The 17,936-nt window shown below is 60.6% G+C and carries 17 protein-coding genes; 11 read left to right on the forward strand and 6 right to left on the reverse strand.

Annotated features, from left to right (window positions below; all coding sequences use genetic code 11):
• The first annotated feature begins 7 nt into the window (after positions 1–7).
• The 4 genes from C3F36_RS18475 to yciA all read left to right on the forward strand — a co-directional run bounded on the left by C3F36_RS18475 (position 8) and on the right by yciA (position 4,698).
• On the forward strand, positions 8–1,924 hold the full coding sequence (locus C3F36_RS18475; RefSeq protein ID WP_104456084.1) for a transglycosylase SLT domain-containing protein: 1,917 nt from the start codon (positions 8–10) through the stop codon (positions 1,922–1,924).
• Between the two features lie 178 nt (positions 1,925–2,102).
• Positions 2,103–3,101: a LacI family DNA-binding transcriptional regulator gene (locus tag C3F36_RS18480; RefSeq protein ID WP_039038828.1), complete on the forward strand. Its 999-nt coding sequence runs from the start codon at positions 2,103–2,105 to the stop codon at positions 3,099–3,101.
• 246 nt (positions 3,102–3,347) lie between these two features.
• Positions 3,348–4,160, forward strand: coding sequence for an NAD-dependent epimerase/dehydratase family protein (locus tag C3F36_RS18485; RefSeq protein ID WP_104455652.1), 813 nt, complete (start codon positions 3,348–3,350; stop codon positions 4,158–4,160).
• 139 nt (positions 4,161–4,299) lie between these two features.
• Complete coding sequence (gene yciA, locus C3F36_RS18490; protein ID WP_029314261.1) at positions 4,300–4,698, forward strand: acyl-CoA thioester hydrolase YciA; 399 nt, start codon at positions 4,300–4,302, stop codon at positions 4,696–4,698.
• A gap of 6 nt (positions 4,699–4,704) precedes the next feature.
• Here yciA and C3F36_RS18495 read toward each other — a convergent pair whose 3' ends face one another.
• Positions 4,705–4,929 carry a hypothetical protein gene (locus C3F36_RS18495; RefSeq protein ID WP_010674132.1) on the reverse strand — a complete coding sequence of 75 codons (225 nt, stop codon included), beginning with the start codon at positions 4,927–4,929 and terminating at the stop codon, positions 4,705–4,707.
• Positions 4,930–5,040: 111 nt separating this feature from the next.
• Between C3F36_RS18495 and C3F36_RS18500 the strand changes: the two genes are divergently transcribed.
• Positions 5,041–5,886 carry an endonuclease/exonuclease/phosphatase family protein gene (locus C3F36_RS18500; protein ID WP_029314263.1) on the forward strand — a complete coding sequence of 282 codons (846 nt, stop codon included), beginning with the start codon at positions 5,041–5,043 and terminating at the stop codon, positions 5,884–5,886.
• A gap of 95 nt (positions 5,887–5,981) precedes the next feature.
• On the opposite strand, the gene C3F36_RS18505 is transcribed toward C3F36_RS18500, so the two are convergent.
• Positions 5,982–7,232 carry a LysM peptidoglycan-binding domain-containing protein gene (locus C3F36_RS18505; RefSeq protein ID WP_010674134.1) on the reverse strand — a complete coding sequence of 417 codons (1,251 nt, stop codon included), beginning with the start codon at positions 7,230–7,232 and terminating at the stop codon, positions 5,982–5,984.
• On the opposite strand from C3F36_RS18505, the gene C3F36_RS23880 reads away from it, so the two are divergent.
• Positions 7,233–7,505, forward strand: a complete 273-nt coding sequence (locus tag C3F36_RS23880) for a hypothetical protein (RefSeq protein WP_010674135.1) — start codon at positions 7,233–7,235, stop codon at positions 7,503–7,505.
• Between the two features lie 87 nt (positions 7,506–7,592).
• On the opposite strand, the gene gloB is transcribed toward C3F36_RS23880, so the two are convergent.
• Positions 7,593–8,357, reverse strand: a complete 765-nt coding sequence (gene gloB / locus C3F36_RS18510; protein WP_104455653.1) for a hydroxyacylglutathione hydrolase — start codon at positions 8,355–8,357, stop codon at positions 7,593–7,595.
• Between the two features lie 79 nt (positions 8,358–8,436).
• Here gloB and C3F36_RS18515 point away from each other — a divergent pair, with 79 nt between their 5' ends.
• Positions 8,437–9,159 carry a class I SAM-dependent methyltransferase gene (locus tag C3F36_RS18515; RefSeq protein ID WP_104455654.1) on the forward strand — a complete coding sequence of 241 codons (723 nt, stop codon included), beginning with the start codon at positions 8,437–8,439 and terminating at the stop codon, positions 9,157–9,159.
• Positions 9,160–9,165: 6 nt separating this feature from the next.
• Here the strand turns inward: C3F36_RS18515 and rnhA are convergent, their stop codons facing one another.
• Positions 9,166–9,630 (reverse strand): ribonuclease HI, encoded by a 465-nt coding sequence (gene rnhA / locus C3F36_RS18520; RefSeq protein ID WP_010674138.1) that lies wholly within the window; start codon positions 9,628–9,630, stop codon positions 9,166–9,168.
• Positions 9,631–9,705: 75 nt separating this feature from the next.
• Here rnhA and dnaQ point away from each other — a divergent pair, with 75 nt between their 5' ends.
• Positions 9,706–10,440, forward strand: coding sequence for a DNA polymerase III subunit epsilon (gene dnaQ / locus C3F36_RS18525; RefSeq protein ID WP_041212726.1), 735 nt, complete (start codon positions 9,706–9,708; stop codon positions 10,438–10,440).
• A complete protein-coding gene (locus C3F36_RS18530; protein ID WP_042865207.1) occupies positions 10,437–11,687 on the forward strand; it encodes a TIGR03503 family protein in 1,251 nt (416 codons plus the stop codon). The genes dnaQ and C3F36_RS18530 overlap by 4 nt, the downstream gene beginning before the upstream one ends.
• A 75-nt stretch (positions 11,688–11,762) precedes the next feature.
• Here the strand turns inward: C3F36_RS18530 and C3F36_RS18535 are convergent, their stop codons facing one another.
• Together C3F36_RS18535 and fadE are read right to left on the reverse strand one after the other, a co-directional pair.
• Complete coding sequence (locus C3F36_RS18535; RefSeq protein ID WP_104455655.1) at positions 11,763–13,280, reverse strand: HD domain-containing phosphohydrolase; 1,518 nt, start codon at positions 13,278–13,280, stop codon at positions 11,763–11,765.
• A 174-nt stretch (positions 13,281–13,454) separates the two neighbouring features.
• Positions 13,455–15,911, reverse strand: coding sequence for an acyl-CoA dehydrogenase FadE (fadE, locus tag C3F36_RS18540; RefSeq protein ID WP_053288599.1), 2,457 nt, complete (start codon positions 15,909–15,911; stop codon positions 13,455–13,457).
• Between the two features lie 252 nt (positions 15,912–16,163).
• Between fadE and lpcA the strand changes: the two genes are divergently transcribed.
• Together lpcA and C3F36_RS18550 are read left to right on the forward strand one after the other, a co-directional pair.
• Entirely contained in the window at positions 16,164–16,742 is a 579-nt protein-coding gene (gene lpcA / locus C3F36_RS18545; protein ID WP_039038837.1) for a D-sedoheptulose 7-phosphate isomerase, read from the forward strand.
• Between the two features lie 114 nt (positions 16,743–16,856).
• On the forward strand, positions 16,857–17,654 hold the full coding sequence (locus C3F36_RS18550) for a class II glutamine amidotransferase (RefSeq protein WP_043154215.1): 798 nt from the start codon (positions 16,857–16,859) through the stop codon (positions 17,652–17,654).
• The last annotated feature ends 282 nt before the right edge of the window (positions 17,655–17,936 follow it).

A 17,936-nucleotide genomic window follows, 5' to 3' on the forward strand; every position in this document is an offset into this window, starting at 1 on the left:
GCCATTCGTGAAAGTCGTGCAGGGAATCATCTTGTCTGCGCTCTGGATGCCGGGGCTGTTGGCTCCTGCCTTCGCGCAGACCATGGAGCAGTCTCTCTATCGCCAGGCCCATGAGGCCGTGCGTGCCAATGACCAGGTCAAATTCAGCCAGCTTCGAGCACGCCTGATCCACTATCCGCTGCTGCCCTATCTGGATTACTACCAGCTTGCGTTCCGTCCCGGGGCGGCAGACTACAACGATGTGACCCGCTTCATCCGCCAGCACGGGGACACCCCCCAGTCCAACCGGCTCGAGCGCAGCTATCTCACCTATCTTGCCCAGAGCCAGCAGTGGTCCCAGTTCCTGCGCTTCTATCCGGCCAAGCCAAGCTCCACCGATCTGCTCTGTCAGCACTATCAGGCCCGCTACTACACGGGGCACCAGAGTGAAGCCCTGCAGGAGGCAGGCAAGCTCTGGTTAAGCGGTCAATCCAGGCCTGATGCCTGCGATCCCCTGTTCCAGCTCTGGCAGCAGGCGGGTCTGCGCACCCAGGAGAAGGTCTGGGAGCGCATGAACCTGGCTTTCGAGGCCCAGAACCCCAACCTCATTCGCCACCTCGGGGCCCAGCTCGGCAGCGGCATGAAGGGGTATGGCGATCAGATGATCGCCCTGTATGACCAACCCGTGCGGGCGATGAATCCGGCCAACTTCACGGCGGCGCCCCCGTCGCGGCATCTGCTCTCCCTGGGGCTGGCCCGCTACGCCAACCAGGAGCCCGACGCGGTTCTGCGCCAGCTGGGGGAGATGACCCGTCGCTTCGGCCTGAACCATGCCGAGGTGAGTCGGGTGGAGAAGGCGGCCGCCCGCCGCCTGTTACTGGACCGCTCTTCTGACCAGCGCGCCTGGCTGGATACGGCCCTGGTGCGGCTCAAGGATCCGGAGCTGGTGGAGCTGCGGGCCCGTCTTGCCATCTGGGAGCAGGATTGGCGCGGTCTCGAAGGCTGGGTCAAGCGGATGCCCATGGGGCTGCAAAAAGAGGATCGCTGGCGTTACTGGATGGCGCGCTCGCTGGAGAAACAGGGGCGGCAGAAACCGGCGCGGGACCTCTATCTCGAGACTGCGAACCTGCGCGGCTTCTACGGCTTCATGGCGGCCCAGCGCACCGGTGTGCCCTATCGCATGAAGAACCAGAGCGTGGCGCACAAGGTGCCGGACTGGCAAAGTGCCAGCCGCCGCTGGCCCTTCCTGCTGCGGGTGCGTGAACTGCTGGCGATGAACGAGATCACGGCGGCCCGCTCTGAGTGGATCCACAACATGGATCGCAACAGCGTGGCCCAGCGCCTGGAGTTTGGCCACATCGCCCTCAACCAGGGCTGGCACGAGCTGGCGATCCTCTCCAGCATCCGTGCCGAGGCCTGGGATGCGCTGGACCTGCGCTTCCCACTGCCCCTCAAGCGCACCTTCTCCCAGATGGCACAAGAGCGCACCATGAACACCAGTCTGCTCTACGCCATCTCCCGTCAGGAGAGCGCACTCTATCCCCTGGCCCAGTCACCGGTCGGGGCGAGGGGGTTGATGCAGCTGATGCCTGCCACCGCGAAAGAGACGGCCGGCAAGCTTGGGGTGCCCTATCGCAACGAGCAGCAACTGTTCGACCCGGCCATGAACATTCGTCTTGGCAGCGCCTACCTCAAGCGCCTGCTGGATGTGTATGACGGCAACCGGATCCTTGCGGCGGCGGCTTACAATGCGGGTCCTGGCCGGGTCAAGCGCTGGCGCGAGCAGAGCGACAACAAGCCGATGGATGTCTGGGTGGAGAGCATCCCCTATCGGGAGACGCGCAACTATGTCCAGAACGTGCTCTCTTTCGATCTCATCTATCAACACAAGCTGCAGCAGCCTTTGCGTTTTATGTCGGAACGCGAGCTGAATCACGCCTATTGAGTTCGGGGGGCAGTCGTTGTGGCGGCGGCCTCCCATTCTTGCCCCAAAATGGTTATCATCCCTTAAGCTTTGTTACAAAAGGAAACCTGCCAGGTGATCGGGCGCCGCGTCTTGGTCTGTCAGGTTCGATACAATGCCCGATAATCACTGACAGGCTTTTCCAACAAAGGAATCGAGAGTGGCAACGATCAAAGATGTGTCTCAGCTGGCGAATGTCTCCATTTCGACAGTGTCTCGAGTGATCAACAACACGGCGCAGGTGGCGCCCGAGAAGCGCGAGGCTGTCCTCGCGGCCATGAAGGAGCTCAGCTTTCGTCCAAACAGCTTCGCCCAGGCCCTGGTGAGCAAGCGCTCCAACTGTATCGGTGTGCTGGTGGGGGATCTGTGTGGCGGCCCCTTCTTCGCCCAGATGATGCGCGGCATCGAAAGCATGGTCGACAAGGCGAACAAGTTCACCATCGTGGTGTCCGGCAACCACGACGCGACCCGTGAGCGGCACGCCATCCAGGCGCTGCTGCAGCGCCAGTGTGATGCCCTTATCCTTCACAGCAAGGCGCTGCCTGACGAAGAGCTCAGCGAGCTGGCGTCGGGCACGACCCCCATCGTCTTCATCAACCGTCAGGTGCCAGGCTGCGAGGATCGCTGCGTCTGGCTGGACAACCAGGCCGGCATCACCACGGCTTGCCAGCATCTGCTGGACGCGGGACATCGCAAGATTGCCTTCGTCACCTCCGATGACGAGGAGTTTGTGGATGGTCAGCAGCGGATGGCCGGCTATCGCTTCGCCCTGCAACGGGCAGGTATCGAGCTGGATCCTGCCCTCATCGGCCGTGCCTATGCCGACGAAAAAGGTGGCTATGTGGCCATGAGCGAGCTGCTGGCGCGCGGCGTCGAGTTCAGCGCTGTGCTTGGTTTCAACGATGCCATGGTGGCGGGGGCCATCTCCTGTCTGCTGGAGCGGGGTTACAAAATACCCCAGCAGGTCTCTGTGGTCGGTTTTGATGACATCCCCTATGCCCGATACATCTATCCCAAGCTCACCACGGTACGTTACCCCATCGAGGAGATGGGAGAGCGGGCCGCTGAGCTGGCCCTGAGGCTGCTGGATCACAAGCCGGTAGAGGGGCTGGCGCTCAAATTCGAAGCCGAACTGGTACGGCGGGAATCTGTGGCCTGAGTCATGAAGTTGGCCCCGTGCGGGTCGACTTTTTTGCAAAACAGTGAAAGCGCTTTCAGAAATCCTTTTCAACTGTGATCCGCTTCAAAGCTTTTTGACCGCGCTGCCACTAGGATAGGCCCACGAATTAGGAGCGTGCGCTCCCGATTTTCCCGCTGTGGGAGGTAACCGGTTAATCCGGCTATTTCCTTCGTTACTTTCGACGGTCATCATTGGATGGCCGTTTTTTTTTGTCAGGATCCGGGTATGACGAACGAATTTGAGTATCAGACGGGTATCGTGGGCGCCGGCTGGCTGGGGTTGCCCCTGGCCAGGGCATTGCAAGAGCAGGGGCAATCTGTCGCGGTGACGGTCAGTACGGCCGAAAAGGCTGAACGGCTGCGAGGGGAGGGCATCGCCGCCTGGCCGCTGTTGCTTACCCCTGACATGGGATCACTGCCTTTTCGTTGTCATGACCTGGTGATCTGCGTGCCCCCCAGCAAGACCGGGGATTACCCGGCATCCGTGGCCAGCCTGTGCCGACAGGCGAGGGCGGCGGGTGTTCAGAGGGTTCTGTTTATCAGCGCGACTTCGGTCTGGGGGGCCGGGCAGGGGGAGGAGGATACGCCCGCTCCAGCTCATGACAGAGGGACGCGGATGCGGGCGGCCGAGCTTGCCGTACTGGAAGGGCATGTTGACTGCGCCATGATCTTGCGCCCGGCCGGACTCTATGGTCCTGACCGACACCCCGGCCGTTTTCTGGCGGGCAAGACGCTGGCCGGGGGAGGCCAGGCTGTGAACCTGGTGCATCTGGACGACGTGGTGGCCGCCTGTGAGCTGATGCTGGCCCGGGGGCAGGATGGGGATGCCTACAATCTGAGTGCCCCCGTCCACCCGCGCCGGGAGCAGCTCTACCCCTTCGCGAGCCGCCTGCTCGGGCTGGTGCCGCCGCAGTTCGTCGAGCCGGCGGGGGAGTTTGCTCCCATCGAAGGTCAGCGCATCTGCCAGCAGCTTGGTTTCGTCTATCGCTGGCCGGATCCGGCCCACTGGTTTGCGGACGGGGCGGCCTTGAAGGGCTGAACGGGTCGTCGCCATCCGGGCCCCGGAGTCGGTCATCTGGCGTGCAAACCAGATACGGCGCGCGCTCCGGGACAATTGAGGTTTGCCAAGGGGGGGATCGCCCCCTATCATGCCGCCATCCATGATAAAGAGAGCGGTAATGATGGAAGAGACCAAGCGCCACCCCGATGGGGAGCTGTTGCTGAGAACCCTGGCAATGCCAGCCGATACCAACCCCAATGGCGATATCTTCGGCGGGTGGATCATGTCCCAGATGGATATAGGTGGGGGCATCATGGCCAAGGAGCTGGCAAAAGGGCGCATCTGTACCGTCTCGGTGGAGGGGATGACCTTCCACAGCCCGGTCAAGGTGGGTGACGTGGTGTGCTGTTACGGTCGCTGCCTCAAGATTGGTCGCAGCTCCATGCGACTCAAGCTGGAGGTCTGGGTCAAGCCGGTATTGCGGGAGAACGAAGCCCAGCGGTACTGCGTGACCGAGGGCGTCTTCACCTATGTGGCCATCGACGATCAGGGCAAATCCCGCCCCGTCCCGGTCTGAGTCTGCTCAGATGAGCCGGGCATTGATGATGGATATTTCCTGCTCAAGCCCGGTTTTTTGCCGTATCATGCGCTCCAGCATCTCTTCCGACCCCACGCACTGCCGGGTGTCGAACAGACAGAGATCACATTGGGGATCCCGCCTGATTTGATAGACGGTGGAAAGCTCCACTTGATGACAGGTTCCCTGTTGATCGTAAAATGTCACGCGGTACTGGTGCTGTCTCGCCATCGTTGAATTCCTTCTGGATGAGTCGGGCCGGACACGAATAATGAGACTAGTCGGCGACCGTGGCCTGTGTGAGGGCCATGTCGTCTTGCAGAGGCAGGTGATTGTTAGCCAATGAAAAATAGTTATCGGATTCTGGGAACGTCCCTGCTGACGTTGGGGCTGGTCGGTTGCTTCGAGGTACCGGATCAAGATCATCTGGTGACTGCGGCAGGTATCATACCTGGCGCAAGCTGTGACAGACCACCTCTGGTGGCGCTCGCCTCCACGGCCTTGCCGAGGGAATTTGGCATCACCGTCTGGAACCTCTACAAGGGACAACGCAAGAACTGGCGGGAAGGGCTGGATGAGTATGCCAAGTCCCAGGATCTGGTGCTGCTGCAAGAGTCGGCGACCCGGCCCGAGATGCTGGACTGGCTGAAGAGAGGCGATTTCCAGTGGCAGCAGTTGCAGGCCTTCACCCAGGGAGGTGTCTCCTTTGGCGTGATGACAGTGGCGAAAACGCCGCAGGCGTTTGTCTGTGGCGTCCGTTCCCCCGAACCCCTGCTGCGTATCCCCAAGTCAGGTCTGGTCAGTCTCTATCCCTTGCAGGGGGATCCTGACGGCGTGCTGGTGGTGAATCTCCATGCGGTCAATTTCGAACTGGGCATGGCGACCTTCCGCGAGCAGCTCAACGATCTGACTGCGTTGATCCATCGCCACCAGGGGCCGGTCATCCTGGGTGGTGATTTCAACACCTGGAGCGACAAGCGCGCGTTCTGGTTGAACAAGCTGGTGGGCGAGCTTGGCCTGCAGGAGGCCATACCTGTGCCTGATCTGCGTCGCACCGCTTTTGGCCGCCCGCTGGATCACCTCTACTATCGCAATCTGGATCTGGTGGAGGTGAGTTCACCGGCTACCGATGCCTCTGACCACAACCCCATTCTGGCGCGCTTTGCGGCCCAGGCCATCACTCCCTGAGTCATCCCTCAGGGGAGAGCGGCGTCGCCGCTGGTTCATGCAGACAAAAAAATACCCCGCATCAAGCGGGGTATTTTTTGGATTGCGACGAGCGATCAGCTGTTGTTCTTCACGAACAGGGTCAACTCCTGACCCGGCTTGAGATAGTCACTCTTGCCGAGCTGGTTCCAGCGCATCACATCGTTGACGGCGACCTGGAAGCGGGCTGCGATGGAGGAGAGGGAATCACCGCGGCGCACCTGATAGACCATGGACTTGTTGCTGCTCTTGCCCTGCTTGGGCCAGACCACCAGCTTCATGCCAGGCTTGAGGGCTGACTTTGCGTTCAGGCCGTTCCACTTGGCCAGGTCGGCGTGGGTGACCCCGTGTGCCTGGCTGATGCTCCACAGGTTGTCACCGGAGCGCACCTGATAGTTCACCTTGCCACCACTGCGGCTGGCGAGCTGCTGTGGCTTGCTCTGGGCAACCTGGGTTGCGCGCCCGCCATTGGGGATGATCAGGCTCTGGCCACGGCGCAGGTTGTTGCCGCGCATGTTGTTGGCCAGCTTGAGCTGTTGCACGGTCACCCCGTGATTCTGGGCGATCCGTGACAGCGTATCACCACTGGTGACCTGATAGGAGCGCACGCCACGGGTACGTTCACGCTGGGGCAGATCGGCCAGGGCCAGCTCCAGGGTGTCGGCGTACTCGACGGGGACCAGCAGGTTGTAAGGGCCCTGTGGCGAGGTCATGCCACGCTTGAGCGCAGGATTGAGCGCCTTGAGCTGGGAGGCGGAAACGCCAGCCAGCTGGGCGGCCACGTTCAAATCAATCTGGCCACCGGTATTAATGGTTCTCAATTGCGGCTTGTTGGCCAGCACTGGCAGGGTGACATTGTATTTGTCCGCATTGCGGATCATGTCGGCCATGGCCAGGATCTTGGGTACATACATCCGGGTTTCGCGGGGCAGGTCCAGCGACCAGTAGTCGGTCGGACGACCAGCCCGCTCGTTGCGGGTGATGGCGTTGCGCACCCGACCTTCACCGGCATTGTAAGCGGCCAGGGTCTGCAGCCAGTCACCGTCGAAGAACCGGTTCAGGTACTCCAGGTAATCCAGTGCGGCATTGGTGGATGCCAGGACATCGCGTCGACCGTCGTACCAGTTGTCGTGGCGCAGGCCGAAATTCTTGCCGGTTGCAGGAACGAATTGCCAAAGACCGACCGCATTGCTGCGGGAGCGGGCATTGGGATCGAACATGCTCTCGATCATGGGGATGGTAATAAGCTCCATTGGCAGCTCACGCCGTTCGATTTCCTCTACCATCAGATACAGGTAGGGCTCAGCCCGGCTGGCAATGGTCGCCATATGCTTATCATTGCGCAACAACCAATCACGCTGTTGGCGAACCCGGGCATTATCGTGCGAGTCCAGCTGCATATCATCGCTGATACGCACCCACAGGTTATCAGTGTCATCCAGCTCTTCTATCTGTTCGTCGCCGAACAGCATCCGCGAAGAGTGTTTTTTGTACGTTTTCTTGCTGACTTGGGGGGATTTGATCGGCTCGATTGCCGTTACCGCCCGGTCATCCTGATGGCTCAGGTTTTGACAGCCGCTGAGAAACAGCGCTGCCAATAAGGCCGTTCGTAGCTTCATCTCGCTCAGGTCATCTGTGGAAAAACAGCTCGCATCTTAAGGGGCAATGCCCCCCTGATCAAGGTTTGTTCAAAAAACGTCCTTCCAGGCCCGCAGAACAGCGAAGGTATCCTCTGGATTTTCCAAGCATTTAAGGGCGTATTTCTCAGCAGAAAATTTTACCGAGTCCTGCTCGCAGCGCAGAAAAACATTGAAATTCCGCTCATCTCCCAGCCGGGAGGGGAGACTCGGGAGGCCCTGCTGACGCAGTTTGCTGATCACGCCGATCTGCCGCTGGATCGCCAGGTTGTCGGGCTCGACCGCATGGGCGAAACGCAGGTTGGAGAGCGTGTATTCATGGGCACAATAAAGGAGGGTCTCATCGGGCAATGCCGCGAGCCGTTGCAGGGAAGTGTGCATCTGTGCCGGGGTCCCTTCGAACAGACGGCCGCAACCGGCGCTGAAGAGGGTATCGCCACAAAACAGCATGCCCTGGCCGTAATAGGCGATGTGCCCCAGGGTATGACCGGGTACATGGAGGACATCCAGACTCAGGCCATGCCAGTTGATTTGATCCCCATCGTCGAGCCACTGGCCGTGATGGTCCGGCATGGGGTCATGCTTGGGGCCATAGAGGCGAGCGTGGGGGAAGTGTTGCAGCAGCTCGGGTACGCCCCCGACGTGATCGCGGTGGTGATGGGTCAGGAGGATGGCATCCAGCACCAGATCCAGCGCAGCCAGCCGTTCCAGCACGGGAGCGGCCTCGCCCGGATCGACGACCAGGCAGTGATTTTCATGACGGATCAACCAGATGTAGTTGTCGCTGAAGGTGGGAACTGTGATGACGGTATACATGGGTCGAGGTCTCTTGTGTTCTCTTTAAGGAAGGGATCTTATATAACTGGATGGCATTCGCCCCCGAGTTGGTCCCATTATGCAGCTGGCACGTACCGAACAACAGATCGCGCTTCCGACCAGTTGGTCCGCACTGCCCATGGGGGACTGGGTGGCCGCCGAGCTTCAGGAGCGCCTCGACAACTGGTGCCCCCACCTCTTTGGTTATCACTTGCTCAAGATAGGAGCCCTGAGCGCCGAACTCTCCTGCGGTTGTTCCACCATTCGCCATCAAATCGGTGTCGCCCCCGGCGGACGGGTGCTGGACATCCAGGGGGATCCGCTCGCCTTGCCGGTGCGATCGGGGAGCGTGGATGCCTGCCTGCTGGCTCACTGCCTCGATTTCTCGCCGGATCCTCATCAGGTGCTGCGGGAGGCAGAACGGGTGCTGACCGACGATGGCTGGCTCATTGTCAGCGGTTACAACCCGCTCAGCCTGGTGGGGCTGGGTCACTATCTGCCCTTCATGCGGCGGCATCTGCCCTGGTCTGCCCGCATGTTCACGCCCGCACGGGTGACCGACTGGCTACAACTGCTCGGCTGCGAGGTGATGTTCGACGAGCGGTTCGGTTTCTCCTTCATGGGTAGGCAGAGCAAGATCGGCTGGTGGCGGGAGAGTCTGGGGCGGGACTATTGCCGCTCTCTGGCGTCTGTTTACGTGATTGCCGCCCGCAAGCGGCGTTTTCCCGTCACACCGGTGCGTCGCCGCTGGCGGCTGCCGGAGTCGATGGCCGCGCCAGGAATGGCGCGCCAGGGCGGCTAGCGGGCATCAGGGCTGGTAGCCGCTGTCTTCAGCAAGCTGCTTGCCACTGGCGGCCTCACGGGCAAGCTCGTCACAGCGTTCGTTTTCCGGGTGGCCCGAGTGTCCTTTCACCCAGAGCCATTCGATCTGGTGACGGGCCACTTCCGCATCCAGGGCCTGCCAGAGATCGACGTTCTTGACCGGCTGACGGTTGGCGGTCATCCAGCCCTTCTTCTTCCAGCCGATGATCCATTGGGTGATCCCCTGGCGCACATACTGGCTGTCGGTGGTGAGCCGCACCTGGCAGGGTTCGTTCAGGGTCCGCAGCCCCATGATGGCAGCCATCAGCTCCATCCGGTTATTGGTGGTCAATCGAAAACCGGCGGAGATCTCCTTGCGATGCTTGCCATAGACCATGACGGCACCATAGCCGCCGGGGCCCGGGTTGCCTAAGCAGGAGCCATCCGTGAATAAATCAATCTGTTTCAACATGAGCAATCAATCTGTTTTAGCGAGAGGCTTGGGGTAAACTAGCGAGTAAAACCGAAGTTTGACATGGATTTGATCATGAGCACACCCCAACTGAATCGCCAGATCATTCTGGATACCGAAACCACCGGCATGAACACCGCGGGCGGCCCTGTCTATCTTGGGCACCGCATCATCGAGATCGGCTGTGTGGAGGTGATCAACCGCAAACTCACCGGCAACCATTTCCACGTCTACATCAAGCCGGATCGGCTGGTGGATCCCGAGGCTATCGCCGTGCACGGCATCACGGATGCCTTCCTGGCGGACAAGCCCTCTTTTAGCCAGATAGCGGACGATTTCATCGAGTTCATTCGCGGCGCCGAGCTCATCGCCCACAACGCCCCCTTTGACGTGAGCTTCATGGACTATGAGTTCAGCAAGCTCGGTCTGAACTTCAAGACGGCGGATATCTGCGGCATCACGGATACCCTGGCGATGGCGCGGGATCTCTTCCCGGGCAAGCGCAACAACCTGGACGTGTTGTGCGATCGCTACGGCATCGACAACTCTCACCGTACCCTGCACGGCGCCTTGCTCGATGCGGAGATCCTGGCGGACGTCTACCTCCTGATGACGGGTGGCCAGACCAAACTCAATCTGGCGAGCGAAACCAGCGAGAGCGAGACCAGCCAGGATACCGGCATTCGTCGTCTGGAGAGCAATCGCCCGCCGCTCAGGGTGGTGCGCGCGAGCGACGAGGTGGCGGCTGTCCATGAAGCGAGGCTGGATCTGGTACAGAAAAAAGGAGGTGCCTGCCTGTGGCGGCAATGAGATCGCTTTGGGGGCTGCTGCTGCTGGCCTCCCTCCCGGCCGCGGCCAACGAGGTGTTTGCGCCTTCCGACATTCCTCTGCTCGACAACCGCTTTCGCATCGATTACGGCGTGAAGGAGATCACCTTCATCATCAAGCGCAAGCCGGGGACGCCCTCGGTGATCCTGGTGCGACCCGATGGCAGCAAGCTCTATGTGGGCAAGGTCAAGCCGCCCGACGTGGGCTGGTTGCCCCTCAAGGATCAGGATCTCATCACCATCCGCGACCCCATGCCCGGCCCCTGGCAGGCGATCGGGGAGGTGGACCCCGACAATCGGGTGCGCCTGCTCACCGACATCCAGGTCGAGAGCGAGCCGCTGCCGGCCCGCCTCTATCAGGGTGAGCGGGTCAAACTGCAATCCCGTCTGCTGATCGATGGCGCGGCGCCTGGGGCGGGTTACTACCTCACCGATCTGGGCATGACCGTCAAGCTGCAGCAGTTCAACGATGCCAGCCAGAGCGGCGATCCCGTGTTCGAGGAGACCCTGGGACGCTACATGGATGATGGCAAGGGGGTGGACGAAGTGCCGGGGGACGGTATCTTGACCGCCGAGGCGGTACTGGACGTCCCTGCGGGAAAATATCGAGCCCTCTTCAGCACCGGCAATGAGGTCTTCTCACGAGCCCAGTCACAGCAGGTGCTGCTCTACCCCTGGCCGGTCAGCTATTCCCTGAATCCCCCCTCCGGGGAGGGGGGAGCCAAGCTCTCCCTGGTCATCGATGTGGATGAACTGGATCCCGCCTCCGTGGTCATCCAGGGCAAGGCCATTGACGGCGGGGGCAGTAGCATGACGTTCAACGAGGTGGCGACAGCGCCGCGTTTTGGCGTGGATCTCTCCGCCCTCAAGGCGGCAGGGCAGTACAAGGTGGAGGCCACCCTCTTTGGAACAACCCGGCTCGGTCGCGAGGTGCAACTGCAATTGCCGGCCAAGTCGTTCACCATAGCACCGCCTCCCCCCCCTCCCGCACCCTCTGCGGCCATGCCCGCATCCGCCGCCACCCCCGACCGGTTCGAGGAGCGGGAGAGTCCGGTCTGGCTGCCCTGGGCGCTGGGGGGAGGTGGCGTGTTGCTGCTCTTGCTGGGGGCCGGTGGTTTCATTCTGCTGCAAAAGCGCCGCACCCTGCACAAGGCGATGGCGGCGCAGAAGGCGCAACTTGAAGAGACGCCAGCAACCCCCAAACTGGATCTCAATCTGCCGGAGCAATAATTCCGCGCACATTGCAAAGAAGCCGCCCAATGGGCGGCTTCTTCATGGTGGCAAGTGGATGGGGTGAATCCGATATCAGTGAGCGCCGATATAGATGTCTTTGTACTGCTCGCGAATATCGAGGAATTTCTCCAGATTGGCCAGCATCAGGTCCACCAGGAGGGGGTCGAAGTGCTCTCCTTTCTCCTCCTTGATCAGCGCCAGCACCTGATCCAGCGGCCAGGCCTGCTTGTAGCAACGATCCGAGCCCAGGGCATCGAACACATCCGCCAGGGCGACGATGCGTCCTTCCAGCGGAATGTCCTCTCCCTTCAATCCGCGGGGATAGCCGCTGCCATTCCACTTCTCGTGATGGTTGCCCGCGATGGTGGCGCCTATCTGGAACAGGGCCAGGTCACTGCCGGAGAGCATGTCCTGCCCAAGCTGGGCGTGGGTTTTCATGATCTCCCACTCCTCGGGAGTGAGTTTGCCCGGTTTGTGCAAGATGGCGTCCGGGATCCCCACCTTGCCGATGTCGTGCAGGGGAGAGGCACGCTTGATGAGCTCGCACCTGTCCTCATTCATGCCGAGCAGCTTGCAGAACAGTTCGGTGTAGAGGGCCACCCGCTTGACGTGCAAGCCGGACTCTTTCGAGCGGCTCTCCACCAGTTCGCCGATGCGATAGATGATCTCTCGCTGGTTGTCACCGATCACCTCGTTGAGCCGGATATTCTCCAGCGCCACTATGATGTTTTCGGTGAACAGGCTCAGCAGCCCGGTGTCCATCTGGCTGAGCGGGCGAGTGGTCTCGATGTGGAACAGCAGGTGATGACGGGCATTCTGGCAATAGAGCACCATCTGGTTGCCATCGTAGACATTGGCTCCCTTGGTCATGGCACAGCGCAGGATTTCCGGCGCATCGACGAGGCGCAGCATGGGACCATCGCTGAGCAGAGGCTCGAGCACCTGATCCCGCACCTCATACGCCAGGTGCTTCACATCGTAAATCTGGGACTCTTCCAGATTGAGCAGGGCACTGAGCTGGGTCTGGGCTCCTTCGACGAACTGGCGCAGGGCACGCTGCTCGAAGATCCCCTTGGACGCCTCGATGACCTTCTCCAGCCCCTGTCGATTGCTCTCAAGGGTTCGGATGTCCCGGTAAGAACGCAGGCTGGCGCGCAACAGGGTGCGCAGTTTCTGGGAGGTAAGTTCGGTCTTGTCCTTGTAGTCGTTGATGTCGTAGTTGGTCACCACGTCATCTTCCGGGGCCTGACCGGGCTGACCGGTTCGCAGTACGATGCGCACCATCTTGTTTTGCAGCTCGTCGCGCACGAACTTGACCACCTCGAGACCGGCATGATCGACCTCCATGACGACGTCGAGCAGCAGCAGGGCGACATCCGGGGTGAGGGCGAGCAAGGCTTTGGCTTCAGCCGCAGAGTAGGCGTGCAGAAAATCGATCGGCTTGCCGTCGAATTCAAACTTGTTCAGGGTGATTTTGGTGATGCGATGCACTTCGGGTTCATCGTCCACTATCATCACCTTCCAGCCGGCGGGACGCGGTGCTGATTGGGGAAGATCTTCATCATCAATAATCAGGATTTGATCATCCATTATGCAATCCTGTGTGTGATCCTGTGCTTACCTTAACCGCTTCATTCAATATAGGAAACGGATTGATATCCAAAATATGATCCAGTCGGTTTCTCTTTCTTCGTATCGAATGCCATCCACCAGCCCTTTCATGAAAAACGCCTCCACAAGGGAGGCGTTCTGGCATCAGAGGCATCAAGCTGCCCTGTGATAAGCGGAGGCTTCAAACAGTGCCTTGTTGGCCACCAGGTCGACGGGATCGAAGTCATCGACGTTGATGGTGCGAAGGCGACTCTCCTCGGCGCGCCGCAGCAGGTCCGCTTCGGCCTGGTTGATGACACCGAGGCTCAGGCCCGCCTCTGCCACCTTGTCGAGCTGGGTGAAGGGGCGTTTGCTCCCTTCGGCTTTGCACACCTTGTCAAACAGCGGCTCTGCGGTCAGCACATCGTCCAGCGCCTGTTCCAGCAGCCCGAAGGGGTTGCCCTCCTCGCGCGTCAGATATTGGCCCTCGGCCAGACGGCTGCGCGTGGCACTTGGCACCTGGAGCAGGCGGGCCACCTGGCTGTCGAGCTTGTCGGAGGGACGCTTCAGGTCGCGACCAAGGGGTAGCACGATGGCGCGCAGGGCCAGACCAATCCAGCGATTCGGGAAGTTGCGCAGCAACTCGTCGATCGCTTCCTGAGCCTTGAACAGGGCGTCTTGCAGTGCCCAGTGCAGCAGCGGCAGGTCGGCCTGCTGGCGTCCTTCATCCTGATAGCGCTTGAGGGCGCTGGAGGCCAGATAGAGCTGGCTCAGCACATCGCCAAGGCGGGCAGACACCCGCTCCTTGCGCTTGAGCTCGCCACCCAGGGTGCCCATCGCCATGTCTGACAGGAAGGCAAGGTTGGCGGAGAGGCGAGAGAGCTGCTGATAGTAGCCCTTGGTCTGATCCTTGTAGGGCGCGGCGGCGAAGCGGGCACCGGTCAGCCCCAGCCAGAAGCTGCGCACCAGGTTGCTGATGGCAAAGCCCACGTGGCTGAACATCGCCTTGTCGAAATCTTTCAGCGCCTGCTCTTTGTCGGGGTGGCTGGCGGCCAGCATCTCCGGCAACACGTAGGGGTGGCAACGGATGGCTCCCTGACCGTAAATGATCATGCTGCGGGTCAGGATATTGGCTCCTTCGACGGTCACGGCGATGGGCGCACCCTGATAACCACGGGCCAGATAGTTGTTCGGCCCCATGCAGATGGCCTTGCCGCCATGGATGTCCATGGCATCGATGATGCACTTCTGGGCGCGGTCGGTGAGGTGGTACTTGACGATGGCGGAGATGACCGAGGGTTTTTCACCGAGATCGATGCCGGTGACCGTCAGTTTGGCGGCGGCGCCCATGATGTAGGCGTTGCCACCCAGGCGTGCCAGCGGCTCTTCAATCCCTTCCATCTTGCCAATCGGCAGCTTGAACTGGCGACGGATGCGGCTGTAGGCACCGGTGGCCAGGGCCAGCATCTTGACGCCGCCCGTGCTGTTGGAAGGCAGGGTGATGCCGCGACCGACGGAGAGACACTCCACCAGCATACGCCAGCCCTGACCGGCCATGGCCGGACCGCCGATGATGAAGTCGAGCGGGACGAACACGTCCTTGCCGCGGGTCGGGCCGTTCTGGAACGGCACGTTGAGCGGGAAGTGGCGACGGCCGATGTCGACCCCCTTGATGTGGGTCGGAATGAGGGCGCAGGTGATGCCGAGCTCTTCTTCCTCACCCAGCAGGTGGTCAGGGTCACGCAGCTTGAAGGCGAGGCCGAGTACGGTGGCGATGGGAGCCAGGGTAATGTAGCGCTTGTTCCAGGTCAGGCGCATGCCGAGCACTTCTTCCCCTTCCCACTCGCCTTTGCAGACGATGCCGAAGTCGGGAATCGAGCCCGCATCAGAACCCGCTTCCGGGCTGGTCAGGGCGAAACAGGGGATCTCCTTGCCGACAGCCAGACGGGGCAGGTAGTAATCCTTCTGCTCGTCAGTACCGTAGTGTTGCAGCAATTCACCCGGCCCTAAGGAGTTGGGAACGCCGACGGTGGAGGCGAGCACGGCGCTGGCGCCGCACAGCTTTTGCAGCACGCAGGACTGGGCGTAGGCGGAGAACTCCAGCCCGCCATATTTCTTCTTGATGATCATGGCGAAGAACTTGTTGTCCTTCAGGTATTGCCACACCTCGGGAGAGAGATCGGCACGCTCGTGGGTCACTTCCCAGTCGTTGACCATGCGGCACACTTCTTCAACCGGACCGTCCATGAAGGCCTGCTCTTCGGCAGACAGCGTGCTGACCGGAATGGCGTGCAGCTTCTTCCAGTCCGGGTTGCCGGCAAACAGATCCGCTTCCCACCAGGTCGTCCCCGCTTCGATGGCTTCCTTCTCGGTTCGGGACATCTCCGGCATGATGGACTTGTAGATCTTGAACAGCGGCTTGGTCAGCTGGTTGCGGCGAAACTCCACCAGATTGAGGGGCAGGGCTATCACCGCGAACAGCGCCCACACCAGCAGGGGCACATGGCCATAGAAGGTGCCGGCGACCAGGGCGGCGGCCGTGGCAAGCGTGGCGGTGAACAGGGACGCACGGCGATAGGCCATGGCGCCGATCACCAGGATCACCCCGAGCAGAGTGAGGGTCGTCGTCATTGTTTGCTCCTTGCATGAATTGCCGAGGTTGGGAAATTGGCGTTAACTGATCCAGAGGTCTGACCTGTTGGATGTGGCCCCTGTTGTAATTCATACGCACAAACTTATCAAGCTGTTTACAAGCCCGTTACCTTGGCTCTGTGATCGGCATAACGCGCTGCCCGCCCCATCTTGGCGGGCGGGGGGCGACGATTGGACTGGCTTGTGCGACAATGCCGCCACCCTATGTTGGACGACGAGATTTCAAGAACCATGTACCAAGAACTGATCCGCAACGAGTTGACCGAAGCTGCCAGCGTGCTTCAGGCGTTCCTGGCAGATGAGCAAAATCTGAAAAACATCGAGGCGGCGGCCAAGCTGCTCGCCGACTCCTTCAAGCAGGAAGGCAAGGTACTCTCCTGCGGCAACGGCGGCTCCCACTGCGATGCCATGCACTTTGCCGAGGAGCTGACCGGTCGTTATCGCGAGAACCGCCCAGGCTATGCCGGCATCGCCATCTCCGATCCCAGCCACCTCTCCTGCGTCTCCAACGACTTTGGCTATGACTATGTCTTCTCTCGCTATGTGGAGGCCGTCGGCCGCCGTGGTGACGTGCTGCTCGGCATCTCCACCAGCGGCAACTCCGGCAACATCCTCAAAGCCATCGAGGCGGCCCGTGCCAAAGGGATGAAGGTGATTGCCCTGACCGGCAAGGACGGCGGCAAGATGGCTGGCCTGGCCGATGTGGAGATCCGTGTGCCGCACTTCGGTTATGCCGACCGCATCCAGGAAGTGCACATCAAGGTGATCCACATCCTGATCCAGCTGGTTGAAAAAGAGATGGCCAAGTAATCAACGATCCGGGATTGAGAGGGGGGGGGATGGGTGACCATACCGGCCCTCTCGTCCAGCCGTGACGGTTGATTGACGAAACCAGAGTCAAGACATTCAGGGAGTGGATGGTATATGTGCGAACTGCTCGGCATGAGTGCCAATGTGCCGACCGACATCTGCTTCAGCTTTACCGGGCTGATGCTGCGGGGCGGCAAGACCGGTCCCCACAAGGATGGCTGGGGGATCACCTTCTATGAGGGGCGGGGTTTTCGCACCTTCAAGGATCCCGAACCCAGCGCCCAGTCTCCCATCGCCAAGCTGGTCCAGGCACTGCCCATCAAGAGCCGTGCCGTGGTCAGCCATATCCGGCAGGCGAACCGGGGGTGTGTCTCCCTGGAAAACACCCACCCCTTTACCCGCGAACTGTGGGGCCGTTACTGGACCTTTGCCCACAATGGCCAATTGACCGGTTACAAGAAGCTGCCCACGGGGCGGCACCGTCCGGTCGGCGACACCGACAGCGAGCACGCCTTCTGCTGGTTGCTCGACAGGCTGGAGCACAAGTACCCCAAACGGCCGGCAAATTTCCCCGCCATGTTCCGCTACCTCGCGACCCTGTGCGACGAGCTGCGCGGGCTCGGGGTGTTCAACATGCTGCTGTCGGACGGGGAGTTCGTGATGACCTATTGCAGCAACAACCTTTACTGGTTGACGCGCAGGGCTCCCTTTGGCGAAGCCCGTCTGCTGGATGAGGATGTGGCCATCGACTTTCAGAGTGAAACCACGCCGAACGATGTGGTGACCCTGATCGCTACCCGGCCGCTCACCGGCAACGAGAATTGGGTGAAGATGGTGCCCGGGGAGTTCTGCCTGTTCAGGCTGGGCGAGCTGGAATATGGCAATGCGGCCAACTTGTTGAACCAGAAATAAAAAATACCAGGGTAGATATCTACCCTGGTTCTTCGCAGCAGCCATACAGGCAAAAAGGGATGAGAGAGGTGTTGCTGAGCCGCATCATTCTCATGGGTTGCATTGTTACTTTAATGTTAATTTTGTGACAACCTTTATCTCTCTCCATTCTGACTGACATACCGATAACTTGAAGCTGCTCACATTCTGGTGACGCAAGAGCATCCGGAGCGATACGGGCATGCCCGAAGGGCGGGTGACAGCGGGGCTGTGGGTCCGCTATATTGTGGTCTGTTTGAATAC

The organism is Aeromonas sp. ASNIH2 (assembly GCF_002934795.1).
GTDB classification, from domain to species: domain Bacteria; phylum Pseudomonadota; class Gammaproteobacteria; order Enterobacterales; family Aeromonadaceae; genus Aeromonas; species Aeromonas caviae.